The organism is Nocardia mexicana NBRC 108244, from assembly GCF_001613165.1.
GTDB lineage: Bacteria > Actinomycetota > Actinomycetes > Mycobacteriales > Mycobacteriaceae > Nocardia > Nocardia mexicana.
Genome location: NZ_BDBV01000110.1, coordinates 32,086 through 46,904 on the forward strand (window position 1 = coordinate 32,086; position 14,819 = coordinate 46,904).

Below are 14,819 nucleotides of genomic sequence, written 5' to 3' on the forward strand. Positions count from 1 at the left end.
ACGATCGGTCGTACTGATTGTTCTGGAGGTGGCGTGGTGAGCGAATCCGAGGTCTCCGATCGGCGGCTGTTGCGCGGGGCGCGGTCGCGGCGGCTGGTGACGCGGCGGGCGGCGGATATCGCCTCGGCGGAGGGGCTGGACGGGCTCAGTTTCGGGCGGCTGGCCGAGGATCTCGGGCTGAGTAAGGCCGGGATCCAGACCCTGTTCCGGACGAAGGAACAATTGCAGCTGGCCACGGTGGCGGCGGCGGGCGAGGTATTCGTCGAGGCGGTCGTCCGCCCGTCGGGCGACGTCGCGGAGGGGGCGGCCCGGCTGCGGGAACTGATCCGCCGATGGCTCGACTACGCGACAGAGCCGGTATTCCCGGGCGGCTGCTTCTGGGGCGCCAACCTGCCCGAGTTCGACAGCCGGCCGGGACCGGTCCGCGACGCCCTGGCGCGGCAGCACCGGGACTGGACCGCCCTCATCGCGCGCGAGATCGGCGCCGCGGTCGAGGCCGGGGAGGTCGCCGATCTGGATCCCGATCTCGTCGCCTTCCAGATCGTCGCCGTTCTCGAGGCCGCGAATATCGCACTGCGACTGGGCGATCCGAGCGGTATCGACAAGGCACGCCGGGTGGCCGACGGCCTGCTCGGCGACGACGCCCGGCCGTCCGGCGGTCAGAGGACCCGGAAGAGCCGGTAGGCGATCCCGCCGTCGATCAGATATCCCGACCCCACGCACACGATGTCGTTCAGCCAGGCGTAGCGCGCCGCGCCGGTCTCGAACAGCACGGTGGTCCGGAAATAGTAACGGGCAGGGTCGATCTCGTATCGCCTACCGGGATCGGCGATCTCCGCGCGCAGCTCGGGCGGAGTGACCCAGCGCCCGCCGTAGGTCAGGTGCAGCAGGGCGTCGTCGTGGGTGCGCAAGGTCAGCCGGACGTCCAGCGACATGGTGCCGTCGGGCCGGAACAGTGCCCAATCACCGCCGCCCGCAACGACTTCGCCGTGCAGTTGCGGCCCTTCGAATGTCCCCCCGGCCGCACCGAACACCACCCGCCGCCCGAACGGTCCCTCCCCGATGTGCAGCGGGGCGTTCAGATCTATCACGACATCGAGCAGCAGCTCGGTCTCGAGCTTCCCGACATCCTTTACGCGCGGGTCTTGCATGCGTTCGGTATCCACACCGAAAAGAATGCGGTCGGCCGTATGTTTTGTCAAGGGTGGGAACGACCGCGCCCGGAACACTGCATTTCCGCCTACACTGGGCCGCGTGCGTGTTCGACGGCTACTTGCCTTGACCCTGTTCGCCCTGGTCACCTCGTTCGGGGTGGCCGCCTGCAGCGCGGAGGGGCAGGGCGCCAAGTCCGACTGCAACGTCAGCGGCTGCACGATCACCTTCGATCGGGGCGTGAACGCCAAGGCCAGCTTTCTCGGGGTGGACGCGGAACTCGTTGCGGTGAACGGCAACACGGTCACCCTGAAGGTGGCCGGTCAACAGGTGGACGTGCCGGTCGGCGAGACCCAGCCCGCCGACGGGATCAACCTCACCGTGCAGGAGGTCACCCAGGACAAGGTCGTGGTCAAGGCCGCCACCGGCGTGGGCGCCCCCAACCCGTCCTGATGCGCGTCGAGCACCGGCGGCTCGGAAGGACCGCCGGTGCTCGAACACTTTCGGTAGGGAAACGGCTTCCGGCGCGAGCGCGCCGGAGATTCACCAGCCGCCGAGAACTCCGGAATGCTGGATCGCGAGCGACTGCGCGCTGTCCGGCCCCATGAACGGCAGCAGCGCGAGGAAGACAACCATCGACATCGAAAAAGCTCCTACGTGTCTAGTCGGTTCCGATGGCTCTACCGTCTCAGATCGATCCGCCTTCGTGCACGCCGAATCACCGAATCGGACAGTGTCGAAATCGGGACCGCGCCGGAATTATTGCCGATCCGCCGCGCTGACCACCGCATTCGGCGCCGAGCGATAGGTACCGGGCGTATGGCCCAGGGTGCGCCGATACACATCGATGAAGGCGCTCGGGCTGGACCAGCCGCAGCGATGCGCAACCGCTGTCACCGCAACCTCTTCCGCGAGCAGCTGTGTGGCGCGATGCAGCCGCAGCTGGGTGCGCCACTGCGGAAACGTCATCGCGAACTCGGCGCGGAACAGCCGGGTGAGTGTGCGCTCGGCCGCGCCGACCTCGCGACCCAGCGCGCCGAGTGTCCATCCCGCCGTGAGATCGCGTTCCACCAGCGCGCACGCCCGGCGCAGCCGCGGATCGCGCGCGGCAGGCAGCCGCAACGGCTGCTCGGGACTGCGCCGCAGCCGGTCCAGCAGCACCCGGTGCAGCCGTTCCGCCTCGGCGGCAGGCGCATCGGGCTCGGCGGAACAGGCGATGATCAGCTCCCGCACCAGCGGTGAGACGGTGAGCACCGAGGGCCTGGCGCGCTCGTCGAGACCGGTCGCGAAGGCGACGCAGTGGAAGCGGGTGGGGCCGTAGAAATGGTGCTCGTGCCAGCATCCCGCGGGTATCCAGATGGCCCGGTCGCCCGGGGCGATCCAGCTCCCGGCGTCGGTGCGCACCTCGACCGCACCGGAACTCGTGAACACCAGTTGATGCTCCGGGTGCCGGTGCCGCTCGATCCGCGACCCGCCGGGGTGGTGGCGGGCCGCGGTAGGAGCGGCCATCTCCTGGCGGTTTGCAGACACAAATTGGCATTTTATCGGAAGCCCGCCTGCGGCCGGTCTTCCTACGCTGACTCCTCGTAGCAGCGACAAGGGAGGCAACGATGGTGAGCATCCGGACCGCGGAATCCGCCGCGACCGGCTCGGTCCCCGCGTGGAAGCGGATGCGGCACTGGGTCGTCGCGCACGCGGTCGACGATTTCTATCAGGGCCTGGTGCCCGCGAGCATCCCGTTCTTCGTGCTGGAACGCGGGTACAGCTATGTGGCGGCGTCGGGGCTCGCGCTCGCCGCCACGCTGGGAAGTTCGCTCCCGCAGCCGATTCTGGGCGTCGTCGCCGACCGGTGGAAGTTGCTGTGGCTGGCACCGGCGGGGCTGGCCCTGGCCGGGATCGGCGCCGGGCTGGCCGGGCTGGCGCCCGCGTATCCACTGGTGTGGATCCTGTTGCTGCTGTCGGGTCTCGGGGTCGCCGCGTTCCATCCCGCCGCCGGGCGCGACGCCCGCCGCGACGCCGGAAACAGCGCCACCGCGATGAGCCTGTTCGCCGCGGGCGGCAGCATCGGGTTCTTCCTCGCACCCGCGCTGGCGACACCGGCGCTGGTCGCCCTGGGCGTCGGCGGAACCGCGGTGTTCATCGCACCGGCCGTGCTGATGGGGTACGTGCTGTGGCGCTACCAGCAGCGGCACACCGCCACCCCGCTGGGAACGGTGCACGCGGACGGCCGCGATCGATGGCTCCCGTTCGCGGCGCTCACGGCCGTCGAGATCGTGCGCTCGGTCGTCTACTTCGGGATGAACACCTTCATCGCGCTGTACTGGATCAACCATCTGGGCGCCTCCCAGACCCTGGGCGGTGTCGCGCTGGCGGCCTTCCTGGTCGGCGGCGTCGCGGGGACCCTGCTCGGCGGCCGCATCGCCGACCGCGCCGGGATGCTGCGCACCATCCAGATCGGCGGTCTCACCGCCGTTCCCGCGCTCGTGCTGCTGCGGCTGGTGCCCAGCCCGCAACTCGGTCTGGCCCTGGCGGTGCTGGCCGGTATCTCGGTCAATATCCCATTCGCCGTCCTGGTGAAGCTCGGCCAGGACTACCTGCCCAGCCGCCCCGGAACCGCCGCCGGGGTCACCCTCGGCCTCGCCGTCAGCGCGGGCGGACTGTTCATGCCGCTGTTCGGCACCCTCGCCGACGCCCACGGCCCCCAGGTCGTCCTGACCGTCCTGTGCTTCGTCCCGATCGTCGGCACCGTCCTCGGCTTTCTACTCCCCGCCCCGACGAACAGCCCTGGTCCCCAACCGAATTCGTAACGGACTGCTCGCGTGGGCAGTCCTCCCGGCTACGCTGAGCTGCAAATGGCACAGGGTGGGGAGGTTGTAATTCGCAGACGTCTCCAGCCCCTGTCATCCACATGTGTGATGTCGACTACGACGTGGAAGAGATGCGAGCTAATGAGTTCCAGCTGGCCGATTCGCTGGTCCGATCTCACTCAGGGAATCGGATGCGAGATGTGCGGTTCAGATCGTCCCGATGTCGATACTTATGGCGTGCGAATATTTCGCTCGTCGAACGTTGATGCGGTTCTCCAGCGCGCGAACATCCAACGTGGATACACCGTGGTTATCTGGCGTGGCCGTCACATCACCGAACCATTTGAACTCGACTATTCGGAGTCGTCGGAGTATTGGGGTGCAGTCATGCGCGTAGCTGAAACGCTCATGAACTACTACAAGCCTCTCAAAATGAACTACGAGACGCTCGGTAACTCCGTGCCCCACCTCCACACGCATCTCATTCCGAGATACGTCGTAGATCCCGCGCCGGGTCGCCCGTTTCCGCTCCGGCCACAGGATGACTCCGAGGCTCCGATCCCAGAAGATGAGCTGTGGGATCAAGCCCGCGCACTGCGGGCAGCGATGTGAGCGAGGAAAGGAGCCGTGCTGCGCCGGTTACGGGATGGGATCGGGAACTGCCGGTGACGGATTCGGCGCCTGGTCTTCGGTCGGCGCCGGAGCTCTGCGGCGGTGCTTCGCCGTCGCTACATAGACCGCCACGAGCAGCACGCTCAGCCACACATATGTATTGCCGATGATGTGTTGCCAAGGGGTCCAGGTGAATTCGCGGTTGTCTTCGCCGGGCATCCAGTTCTGCGGCCCGATGACGAAGACGATCGCGGTAACGGCGATGACCGCGTACCAGATCCGCGCCTGGCGTCGGGGGAGTGCGGTCGCGGTGCCGACCGCGGCCAGCAGCGCCGGTGCGATCCACACCCAGTGGTGCGACCAGGAGATCGGCGAGACCAGCAGCGTGAACACGGCATTGAACGCCAGCGCCAGCCCCGGGCTGTCGGCGGCCTGCCGCATCGCCGTGACGACGAGCGCCAGCAACGCCAGCGAGAGCAGCAGCCACAGCACGGTGAACTCCGGCTTGTGCACCTGCAGGCGCGAGAGCACCCCCTGGATCGACTGGTTGGTGTGGAACGCCGACCCGCTCAGCCCGGACACGTTGCCCATGCCCCCGAACCAGTACCGCGTCGACTCACCCGGCATGACCGCGAACGCGACGGCGGACGCCACCGCCCCCGTGACCGCCGCGGTGGCGGCGGCCTTGTAGTCCTTGCGCACCAGGAAGTAGAGGACGAACGCCGCCGGTGTCAGCTTGATGGCCGCGGCCAGGCCGATCAGCATGCCGCGCTTCCACTTCGGCCGCGCGGTCAGGCAGTCGGCCGCCACCAGCACCATCAGGATCAGGTTCACCTGCCCGAAGCCCAGCGTCTGATGCACCGGCTCCAGCAGCATGCCCACCGGCGCCGCACAGGCGGTAGCCCACAGCACCAGCTCGGTGCTGCCACCCCAGATCCGCCGCGCCACCAGATAGATCGTCACCGCCAGGGCCGCGGTGGAGACGAGGAAGAACGTGATCGCCGAGGCGTGCATGGGCAGCATCGCGAACGGGCTCAGCGCCAGCGCCGCGAACGGCGGGTAGATGAACGGCAACCCGACGCCGAGCGTCGTCTTGGGCAGCGTCCCGTACATATCGGATCCGTGCCACCACGCCTGCACACCTAACCGGTACACCTGTAGGTCGATGAACTCCCCGCCGATCGGCTTCAGCGGCCAGGTGGTCTTCAGCAGCCACGCGGTGGCGGCCGCGATCAGCAGCGCCGGAATCAGCCACGCGGCGCGGCCGACAGGGCGGCGGCTCGTGGGCTGCGGTGGAAGGGGGGTGGAGACACTAACCATCCGGCCCCAGGTTACCGGCCCGCCCGCTTCCGCATCGCCGATGGGTCCGACTTCGCCGATCGGGCCGCTCGGAGCGCCGTCCCCGAAGCTCTGCCGGAGGTTTGCGGTGCGGTCCGTAGCATGAGGTCCGCTATGACGTCCCTTCGTGAGTCCCGGCGGTCCGCCGAGGCGCCCCTCGTCCTCACCGCCGACTCGCCCCGCAGCCTGTCCTTCTGGGATCAGTCCGCATTCTGGGCCAATCTCGGGGTCAGCCTCATCGGTTTCACCGGTGCGGTCTACGTGCTGCAACCCGCGGGGCATCCGCAGCTGCCGGTCGCGGGCGCGTTGCTGGCCACGGTCCTCGGCACGCTCGTCGGCACGGCGATGGTCGCGGCGGCCGGGGCGGTCGGCGCGCGGACCGGCGCGCCCGCGATGGCCAACTTCCGCGGGCTGTTCGGGACCAGGCTGTCGTATCTGCCCACGGTGGCCAATATCGTGCAGTGCATCGGCTGGGCGGTGTACGAGCTGACGGTGATCTCCGGCGGTGTCCGGGTGCTGACCCACGATCGCGTGAGCCACGCCGTGGTGATCGTCGCCGCCGGAATCCTGTGCACGGCGATGGCGATCTGGCCGCTGAACGTGCTGCACATCCTGCGCAAATACGTGACGGTCGCGGTGGCGATCTCGATGGTGTACTTCACGGTCCAACTGCTGCGCCACCCGATGCCGTCGGCGCCCGATACGTCGTGGAGCGGGTTCTTCCCCGGTGTGGACACCGCGCTGGCGGTCGCGGTCTCCTTCGTTCCGCTGGCCGCCGACTACACCCGGCACGCGCGGTCGGTCCGGGCCGCGGCCGGTGCCACGATGCTCGGCTACTCGGCCGCGCAGATCTGGTGCTATCTGCTGGGCGTGGTGGCGCTCATCCAGGTCGGCGGCGACCCGGACCGGATCTTCGACACCTTCCTCGGCGTCGCGGCGGGCTGGCTGTTCTTCGCGGTGCTGGTGCTGCGCGAATCCGATCAGTCCTTCGCCAACGTGTACTCCACGGCGATGTCGATCCAGAACCTGATGCCGCGCGTGGACCGCCGAATCCTGGCCGCCGGGGTCGGCGCGCTGGCCACGGTGCTGGCGCTGGGGGTGCACGACTTCACCGGCTTCTCCAACTTCCTGCTGCTGATCGGTTCGGTATTCGTGCCGCTGTGCGCGGTGCTGGTGGTCGACTTCTGCTGGGGGCGTGGACAATACGGCGGCGACCTGACGCGGCGCATTCCCGCGCGGCCGCTGCTGCTGCTGCCGTGGCTGCTGGGCTTCGCGGTCTACCAGCTGTGCAATCCGGGCTCGGTGTCGTGGTGGGCGCGGCTGTGGACCGATGTGCAGGACGCGATCGGGTTCCATCCCGGCTGGTGGTCGTCGGCCTCGCTGTTCTCGTTCCTGGCCGCGGGCGCCGCCACGGGTGTGCTGGTGTTCTTCGAACGACGGGCCGGGCGGGCCGCGTGACCGACGGCCGCGTGTTCGGCATGGGGTCGGACCCGACGGCCGAGCCCGACTGGCCGCCGCTGACCCTCGCCGAGGTCGACGAGGTGGTCGCGCATGCCGTCGCCGCAGGGGCCGGCGATGGGCCCGGACCGTTGCACGCTGACGCACTGCCGGGGGCGAGTTGGGCGGTCCTGGAATGGCGCAGCCCGCGGCCGTTGTCGTCGACTGTCGGCGTGCGGCTGGCCGACGGCGAGCGCGTGGTGGTGAAGCGGATGCCGATCGCGCTGCGCGATGCGGCGGCGCTGGCCGAGGAGCATGCGTTCATGGAGCACCTGAGATCCCGAGGTGTCCCGATTCCCGCCGTTTGGTCCTGCACCCGCGATGGATTCAGCTATGAGATCCATGCGCTCGGTGCCGGTGCCGACCTGTATCGGAACGCCTTCTCCTGGTCGCCGTACCTCTCTGTGACGCAGGCGGCCGCCGCGGGCCGCATGCTGGCGCGCCTGCATCGCGCAGCCGAAGGGTACGACGCGCCGCCGCGCCCACCCCGGCCGCTGCAGGCCGGGTTGTGCACCGATCTTGCGGCGACGATCGAGCGACGTGCCGTCGAGTGGCCCGCGGTAGGGGAATTCCTTGCGACGCAGGGTTGGCGCGCAGACATCGAGACTTTGTGCGGCGCAGTCGAATCAGTGCGCGGCCGGGTCGGATCCCCGCGTGACCGGATTGGGTCCCCGTGCGGCGAGGAAGACTCGGTGCGTAGCGGGGATGGCGCGACGCGTGCTGGGACCGCCCAGCTCCGCGTCGACCTCTCCGATCTGCCGCCGCTGTGGACGCACAACGACTGGCACGGCACCAATCTGCTCTGGACCGGTGACGAGATCACCGCGGTCATCGACTTCGGGCTGGCCAACCGCACCGTCGCCGTCTTCGACCTGGCCACCGCGATCGAGCGGTTCGCCGTCGACTGGCTCTCGCTGCGTGACGGCGGACCCGCGCACATCCACGCCGACCAGCTGGCCGCGTTCCTGCGCGCCTACTGTGCGGTGCGGCCGCTCACGGCGGCCGAGCGCCGCGCCCTGCCCGCGCTGTTCCCGCTCGTGCACGTCGACTACGAGCTGTCCGAGATCGACTACTTCCTGACCGTCCTCCCGCGACCGAACCACGAGAACGCCGAAATCGCCTACCGCGACTACCTTCTCGGCCACATCCGGTGGGCATACTCTGCCTCGGGCCGGGAATTCCTGGACCTTCTGTCCCGGCTCGCCGCGCCGAGCGAACGGCTCGAGTGAGTCGGCGCCGACCGGGGTACGACTGTCTCTACGACCGTGCATCCTGCCCACTCGGACGATCATGAACGCATCATGTTGGCATCATCTGACCGATCCGAGACGCAGATCACACATCGGTGCTGTTAGATTTTGCCAGCACGTCTGAAAGCGCGGTGTCCCGTGCGGAGCCGCGGACAGAGGAGAAGGACTTGGCTATACCGGAGCCAGAACAGCAGGTAACAAACTCTGCGTCGGCGAGCCGGTGGAGTGGGTTGTTTCGCACCAAAAGTGTCGAGCAGTCCATCCGCGATACGGATGAACCGGGCGCCCGACTGCGCCGGGATCTCACGGCTTGGGATCTGACAATTTTTGGCGTCGCCGTGGTGGTCGGCGCCGGCATCTTCACCCTGACGGCGAGAACGGCCGGAAACGTCGCCGGGCCGTCGGTGTCGCTGGCGTTCGTCTTCGCCGCGATCGCCTGCGGGCTCACCGCCCTGTGTTATGCGGAATTCGCATCGACTGTGCCCGTGGCGGGCAGCGCGTACACCTTTTCGTACGCCACCTTCGGGGAATTCGCCGCCTGGATCATCGGCTGGGATCTCGTCCTGGAATTCGCGCTGGCCGCGTCCGTGGTCGCCAAGGGCTGGTCGCAGTACCTCGGCCAGATACCGGGCGGGATCACGCCGATCGTGCACGTCGGCCCGGTCAAGTTCGACTGGGGTGCGGTGCTGCTCATCGCGGTGCTGACCGTGCTGCTGGTGATCGGCACCAAGGTGTCGTCGCGGGTATCGGCGGTCGCGGTCGCAATCAAGCTGGCGGTGATCGCGCTGGTGGTGATCGTCGGCCTGACCTATTTCAAGGCCTCCAATCTGAAGCCGTTCGTTCCGCCGTCGGAGCCGAGCGACGCCGGTAGCGGTGTGCACCAGTCGCTGTTCTCGTTCCTGACCGGCGCGGGCAACAGCACCTTCGGCTGGTACGGGCTGCTGGCCGCGGCCAGCCTGGTGTTCTTCGCGTTCATCGGGTTCGACGTGGTCGCGACCACCGCCGAGGAGACCAAGAATCCGCAGCGCAATGTGCCGCGCGGCATCTTCGGCTCGCTGCTCATCGTCACCGTGCTGTACGTGGCGGTGTCGCTGGTGCTGACGGGCATGGTGCCCTACACCGACCTGGCCGGGGAGGAGTCCACGCTCGCCACCGCGTTCGCCATCCATGGGGTGGACTGGGCGAAGAACATCATCTCCATCGGGGCCCTGGCCGGGCTGACCACCGTGGTGATGGTGATGTTCCTCGGCCAGACCCGGGTGCTGTTCGCGATGTCGCGCGACGGCCTGCTGCCGCGCTCGCTGGCAACCACCGGGCGACACGGCACGCCGGTGCGGATCACCGTCATCGTCGGCGTGGTGTGTGCGCTGCTGTCCGGGTTCGTGGGCATCGGCGCGCTCGAGGAGATGGTCAATATCGGCACGCTGTTCGCGTTCGTGCTGGTGGCGATCGGCGTGCTCATCCTGCGCCGCACGCGGCCGGAGCTGCCGCGCGGCTTCCGGGTGCCCCTGGTGCCGCTGATCCCGATCCTCGGTGTCCTGTCCTGCCTGTGGCTGATGCTGAACCTGTCGGTGGAGACCTGGCTCCGATTCCTGATCTGGATGGCCATCGGCCTGGTGCTCTACTTCACCTACGGCGCAAGGAAATCGGTGCTCCGCACGGGCGTGAAGTAGCAGATCCGCCGATCGCGCTCATCCATTCCCGGCGTGCCACGTTCATTCGTTCCCGGCATGCCATGTTCATTCGTTCCCGGCATGCTTTTGGCCGGGATCCACGACCGGCGGGATGGCCCCGCGCTGCGGGGCCGTCTCGGCGGCCGCGTGCGCGGCCCTGGCCAGGGCGCGGGCGCGGTCGAGCTGGTCCAGCACGGCTTCCCATCCGGCGTATCCGGCGTCGAGCCGGGTGCCTCGCGCCAGGTCCCGGTGGATGCGCAGTAGGGCGCGGGTGGCCTCGGCGGTGTGGGCTGCGGCGGCCAGCGGCGGCGGCACCCGCTCGATGTCGCCGTACAGCTCGGCGATGCGATCGGTCAGCCAGTAGGCCTCGAAATGCGCTTGCGCGCAGAGATCTTCGTTGTCCATGGTGACGGCGCTGGGCCCGGCGGCCCGCGCCCGATCCTCCAGGACGGCGATGTCCGGTGCGGTGGTCAGCGATCTTCGCAGGTCCGCTCCGGCCAGCCGGTACAGCAGCCCGGCCAGCATGGCGTGCTCCACCCCGGCGGTGTCGGTACCGGCCATCTCCCGGCCCCACACCTGGTGGGCGACCTCGTCGACCTCGGCGTGCAGAATCGCCAGCGCCGCCCGCAATTGCCCTATCGTGGCCATCGGTAGCTCGCTTCCCTGCCGTCCCTGACACCCCGCAGGCAGGGGGTGGACAAGACGGACGACCGCCCTGCCGGTGAGCAAGGCTACCTTCTGGCAAACGTTTTGCCCATAGGGCTTTCGAGTGAAGCGGAGGTAGTCCTTCCGATTGGAGATGGACTGTGGAAGCCGGATGCGCGCAACTGATCGCGGCAACGAACGGTCCGTTCGGTTCGGCGGCCGCGGAGAGAACCCGGCGCGGGCTCAATATTCTGTGTGCATGAGTGCGCAGACCGAGGGCCTGACCGGCCCGTTACCACGGGGCCGCCATCGGTTGACTCGGGCCGAGGTGCAGTCCTCGCAGTACCGACGGCTGTGCGGGGCGGCCCTGGTGGCGGTGGGCGAACTCGGGTACACCGCCACCACGGTCGCCGATATCGTGACCCGGGCGCAGGTGGCGCGGCGCACCTTCTACGCGATGTTCGCGGGTAAGGACGAATGCTTCGCCGCCGCTTACGATTTCGGCGTCGACATGGGATTGCGCCGGTTGCGCGACGCGGTGGGGACATCCGGCTCGGTGACCTTTCACGAGCGGGTGCGCACGCTGTTCGAGATCTATCTGGCCGTGCTGGCCGCCCAGCCGGAGGCCACCCGGGCCCTGTACATCGAGACGCTGGTGGCGGGCGGCCCGCTGGTATCGCATCGTGCGCGGGTGCACCGGCTGTTCGTCGAGTACATCCTGGAGGTGGCCCGATTGGGGGTCGGGCGTGGGGAATTGGTCGCCGAGCCCGATGCGCAGCTGGTCGACATGCTGCTCGGCGGCATCGACGATCGGATCCGCGACTGCCTGCACGAGCGCGGCGCCGCGGCCCTGCCCGAGCTGGCGCCGCTGTTCACGCGGACCGCGGTGGCGCTGTGCGGTGCGCGCCGCTGATCAGCGAACGGCCAAGCCGGGCCCGGCATCTCGGTAGGTGCGCGCGATCAGGGCGGCCCGCAGATACCACAGCCCGCTGGGCTGCGCCGGGTCCAGTCCGGTGAGCTGGCCGATGCGCTTGAGCCGGTAGTCGACGGTATTGGTGTGCACCTGCAACTGCCGTGCCGTGCGCTGCCGGGACAGCCCCGTCGACAGGTGCCGTCGCAGTGTGTCCAGCAGATCGGGATAGGTGTCGAGCGGGTCGAGCAGGGCGCCGAGCCGGTCGAGACCGGGCCCGGGCCGGGTGAGCTGATACTCCATCGCCAGATCGGCGAACCGGTACAGCCCCGGCATGCTGCCCAGCCGCAACACCATGTCCAGCAGTTCGTGCGCCCGGTCCGCGGCATCGGGAACCTGTTCCGTCGCAGCAGGTATCACCGTGGCTGTGACGGGAACCTGACCGGCGGCGGACAGGCCCAGCACCAGCTCGTCGAGCCGGCCGTCGGTGACGGTGTCCTCGGGTATCAGGTCCTCGGGGATCAGGACGGTGCCCCCGTCGACGGACAGCAGCGACAGCGCCCGGCCGGTGCACCGGGTGGCCAGCTCGGCCTGTAGCCGCCGGAGCTTGCGCCGGGCAACGACTTTCGCGTCCACATTCGGATGCGCCTCGTCGCGATGACGCGGAATGTGCAGGGCCACAACGGCGTAGGCGGGCGCGATCTCGATACCGCTCTCGCGGGCCATGGTGGAGGTGGGATGGCCCGCCAGCAGCGCCGAGACCAGCGTGTGCACCGCGGTGTGGTGTTCGGTGACCGCGGCCTGGTGCTCGCGGACGTAGGCGAGGGCGACGGCCGGGGTGATGGTGTCGAGGATGCGCAGCAGCAGTTGGGCGGGATCGTCGGGTCGTTGGCTGGGATCGGCGCGGGTCAGCAGCAGGTCGAACGCCAGCCGGAAACCCTCGTGCACCGCGTGGTGCACGGTGTCGATCGGGATGCCCTCGCGGGCCCAGTCGGCGGCGGCCCGCTGCAGCCGCTCGACCTTGTCGTCGGGTTCGCGGCCTTCGAGCAGGTCGATGGTCAGTTCCAGGCAGACCCGGGTGACCGTGGTGATGTCGCCGTGCAGGGCGTCACCGGGCAGCGTGGCGCACGGCGCCACGTGGGTTGCGAAGTGGCCGACGAGTTGCCGGGACAGATTTCGCAGATCGTGAGGTGTGCGTCCGCTCATACAGGGCTCCGCGCTGGGGGATTCAAGGAACTACACCGTTCCTTTTGGCGGCCAACCCTAGCGACGGCACCCCCGTCGGCGCAACTGCCGACCTCGAAAGTTCCCGTGGCCCGCGCACTTTCGGCTACCCGCCGATCGTCTCGGGAACGGGGTGCAGCCGGTGCACCGTCAGCGCGGCGGCCAGCAGCCGGGAGCCGTTCGGATCGCCCGGGTCGGTCCCGGTCAGCTCGGCGATGCGGCGCAGCCGGTAGCTGAACGTGTTGGGGTGCACGTGGATTTCGGCGGCGGCGGCCTTGCGATCCGAACCGTGTCGCAGATGCGCGTCGAGCGTCTCCAGCAGATGCGGGCTGCGCAGCAGCGGGGCGATCCGCTCGGCCAGCCGGTCGCGGGCCGATCCCGGGCGGGTGAGCTGGTATTCCAGCAGCAGGTCGTCGAGCCGGTAGGCGCCGCTGGGCCGCCCCAGCAGCCGGGCGAGCTCGGTCAGCTCGGTGGCCTGCTGTGCGGCATCGGGAATGGAATCGCGCGGCACCGCCGGGATCTCGGCCAGGAAGACGTCGACTCCGAACTGTTCGGCCAGTTCGCTTGCCAGCCCCGATGTTTCGGTGATGTCGGATTCGGATCCGTTGGGCAGCAGGGCGATCGCGTGCGATCCGTCGAAGGTGTGCAGGGTCGGGGCGCCCGCCAGCCGGTCCAGGGTGTGCTGCAGCAGCCGGATGCGGCGCCGGGTGAGCAGGTTGGCCACCGCGGCCGGTTGCTCCTCGATCCGCGGCCCGATCGCCAGCACCGTATAGCGTTCGGAGAGCGCGAGATCGGCGCGCGCGGCGAGTTCCTCCGCGGGCTGCCCGCGCAGCAGCGCGGCGCACAGCGCCCGCCGGGCCTCGCGCTCGGCGTGGTGGATCGACTGTTCGACGGTGCCGTAGGACTCGACGGTGACCGTGGTGATGTGCATGAGCAACTGGAGCAGCCGATCGCCGAAGTCGACCAGTTCGTCGAGTTCGTCCGGGCCGCTCAGCTCCACCGCCTCGCGCAGCACCTGCCGGGCCGAGCCGTGCACCGCCTCTACCAGGAGCCGCAGCGGCAACCGGTCTTCGGCATGGTGCTCGACCACGGGACCGACGAATCCGGCGACCTCCTCGTAGGTGAACTCGCGCCCCTGGTCGGTCGCGTGCAGGAAGGCATGGGCGCAGCCGTAGATGGTCCCCAGCACCTCGACGAAATGATCCTCGGGCAGGTCTGCGGTGGGCGACGTGGAGCCCAGCCCGGAGGCGAGAATGCGCTCGGCGAATCGCGGCAGCCGGTCGAGCATGCGAGCGGCTAGGGCGGGTTTCCCGGAAACGGGGTGAACGGCGACCGACATGGCCCGATTGTTGCGGGCGACAGTGCGGGCGGCAAGGTCTCGGTTTCCGCGAACCAGATTTTGTCCCGGGCGACAAGTTCGCGACGGATATCTGTACATGCGAGTGCAGTGACAGTTCGGAGCGTGCGGACATAGGTTTTCCGTGTCGATATGTTCGACATCACATCGGGTGCGGGAAATGGTCGCGGACACAGCCTTTCGGCGGTGTGGCCGTTTCGCGCCCACGGAAGGTTTGCAATGACGCAGAGAATTCGGCGGAGGACATTCGGTGCCGCCGCACTTGCCGGAGCGATCGCCGTCGCCGTCACCGTGGGCGCGGGAGGTGCCGGCGCCGTCCCCGCCCGGCCGTCCCCGGCCGCCGAACTGGCCGAC

At 68.9% G+C, this 14,819-nt stretch carries 14 protein-coding genes; 8 read left to right on the plus strand and 6 right to left on the minus strand.

Annotated features, from left to right (window positions below; genetic code table 11):
* The first annotated feature begins 36 nt into the window (after positions 1-36).
* Entirely contained in the window at positions 37-684 is a 648-nt protein-coding gene (locus NM1_RS35335) for a TetR/AcrR family transcriptional regulator (protein ID WP_307719350.1), read from the plus strand.
* Here the strand turns inward: NM1_RS35335 and NM1_RS35340 are convergent.
* Entirely contained in the window at positions 660-1,166 is a 507-nt protein-coding gene (locus NM1_RS35340; RefSeq protein ID WP_246010874.1) for a DUF3237 domain-containing protein, read from the minus strand. The two genes, NM1_RS35335 and NM1_RS35340, sit on opposite strands and share 25 nt — an antisense overlap.
* Positions 1,167-1,254: 88 nt before the next feature.
* Here NM1_RS35340 and NM1_RS35345 point away from each other — a divergent pair, with 88 nt between their 5' ends.
* On the plus strand, positions 1,255-1,605 hold the full coding sequence (locus tag NM1_RS35345) for a hypothetical protein (RefSeq protein ID WP_068030494.1): 351 nt from the start codon (positions 1,255-1,257) through the stop codon (positions 1,603-1,605).
* A gap of 306 nt (positions 1,606-1,911) precedes the next feature.
* On the opposite strand, the gene NM1_RS35350 is transcribed toward NM1_RS35345, so the two are convergent.
* Positions 1,912-2,661: an AraC family transcriptional regulator gene (locus NM1_RS35350; protein ID WP_068030496.1), complete on the minus strand. Its 750-nt coding sequence runs from the start codon at positions 2,659-2,661 to the stop codon at positions 1,912-1,914.
* Positions 2,662-2,762: 101 nt separating this feature from the next.
* Between NM1_RS35350 and NM1_RS35355 the strand changes: the two genes are divergently transcribed.
* Positions 2,763-3,959 (plus strand): MFS transporter, encoded by a 1,197-nt coding sequence (locus tag NM1_RS35355; RefSeq protein WP_068030498.1) that lies wholly within the window; start codon positions 2,763-2,765, stop codon positions 3,957-3,959.
* 141 nt (positions 3,960-4,100) lie between these two features.
* Complete coding sequence (locus NM1_RS41675) at positions 4,101-4,571, plus strand: HIT family protein (protein ID WP_169814378.1); 471 nt, start codon at positions 4,101-4,103, stop codon at positions 4,569-4,571.
* A gap of 27 nt (positions 4,572-4,598) precedes the next feature.
* Here NM1_RS41675 and NM1_RS35360 read toward each other — a convergent pair whose 3' ends face one another.
* Positions 4,599-5,891: a glycosyltransferase 87 family protein gene (locus tag NM1_RS35360; protein WP_084520347.1), complete on the minus strand. Its 1,293-nt coding sequence runs from the start codon at positions 5,889-5,891 to the stop codon at positions 4,599-4,601.
* A gap of 132 nt (positions 5,892-6,023) precedes the next feature.
* Here NM1_RS35360 and NM1_RS35365 point away from each other — a divergent pair, with 132 nt between their 5' ends.
* The 3 genes from NM1_RS35365 (at position 6,024) to NM1_RS35375 (ending at position 10,329) form a co-directional block, all read left to right on the plus strand.
* Positions 6,024-7,367 (plus strand): purine-cytosine permease family protein, encoded by a 1,344-nt coding sequence (locus NM1_RS35365; protein ID WP_068030501.1) that lies wholly within the window; start codon positions 6,024-6,026, stop codon positions 7,365-7,367.
* The gene (locus NM1_RS35370) at positions 7,364-8,635 is read left to right on the plus strand and encodes a phosphotransferase enzyme family protein (RefSeq protein WP_084520348.1); all 1,272 of its coding nucleotides are present in this window, start codon (positions 7,364-7,366) and stop codon (positions 8,633-8,635) included. The genes NM1_RS35365 and NM1_RS35370 overlap by 4 nt, the downstream gene beginning before the upstream one ends.
* A 194-nt stretch (positions 8,636-8,829) precedes the next feature.
* Positions 8,830-10,329: an amino acid permease gene (locus NM1_RS35375; protein ID WP_068030525.1), complete on the plus strand. Its 1,500-nt coding sequence runs from the start codon at positions 8,830-8,832 to the stop codon at positions 10,327-10,329.
* 66 nt (positions 10,330-10,395) lie between these two features.
* Here NM1_RS35375 and NM1_RS35380 read toward each other — a convergent pair whose 3' ends face one another.
* Positions 10,396-10,977 carry a hypothetical protein gene (locus NM1_RS35380; protein ID WP_147288913.1) on the minus strand — a complete coding sequence of 194 codons (582 nt, stop codon included), beginning with the start codon at positions 10,975-10,977 and terminating at the stop codon, positions 10,396-10,398.
* Positions 10,978-11,233: 256 nt separating this feature from the next.
* Here NM1_RS35380 and NM1_RS35385 point away from each other — a divergent pair, with 256 nt between their 5' ends.
* A complete protein-coding gene (locus NM1_RS35385) occupies positions 11,234-11,887 on the plus strand; it encodes a TetR/AcrR family transcriptional regulator (protein ID WP_068030527.1) in 654 nt (217 codons plus the stop codon).
* Here NM1_RS35385 and NM1_RS35390 read toward each other — a convergent pair whose 3' ends face one another.
* Positions 11,888-13,090 (minus strand): PucR family transcriptional regulator, encoded by a 1,203-nt coding sequence (locus tag NM1_RS35390; protein WP_068030505.1) that lies wholly within the window; start codon positions 13,088-13,090, stop codon positions 11,888-11,890.
* A 124-nt stretch (positions 13,091-13,214) separates the two neighbouring features.
* Complete coding sequence (locus NM1_RS35395) at positions 13,215-14,447, minus strand: PucR family transcriptional regulator (RefSeq protein ID WP_068030507.1); 1,233 nt, start codon at positions 14,445-14,447, stop codon at positions 13,215-13,217.
* Positions 14,448-14,819: the final 372 nt, after the last annotated feature.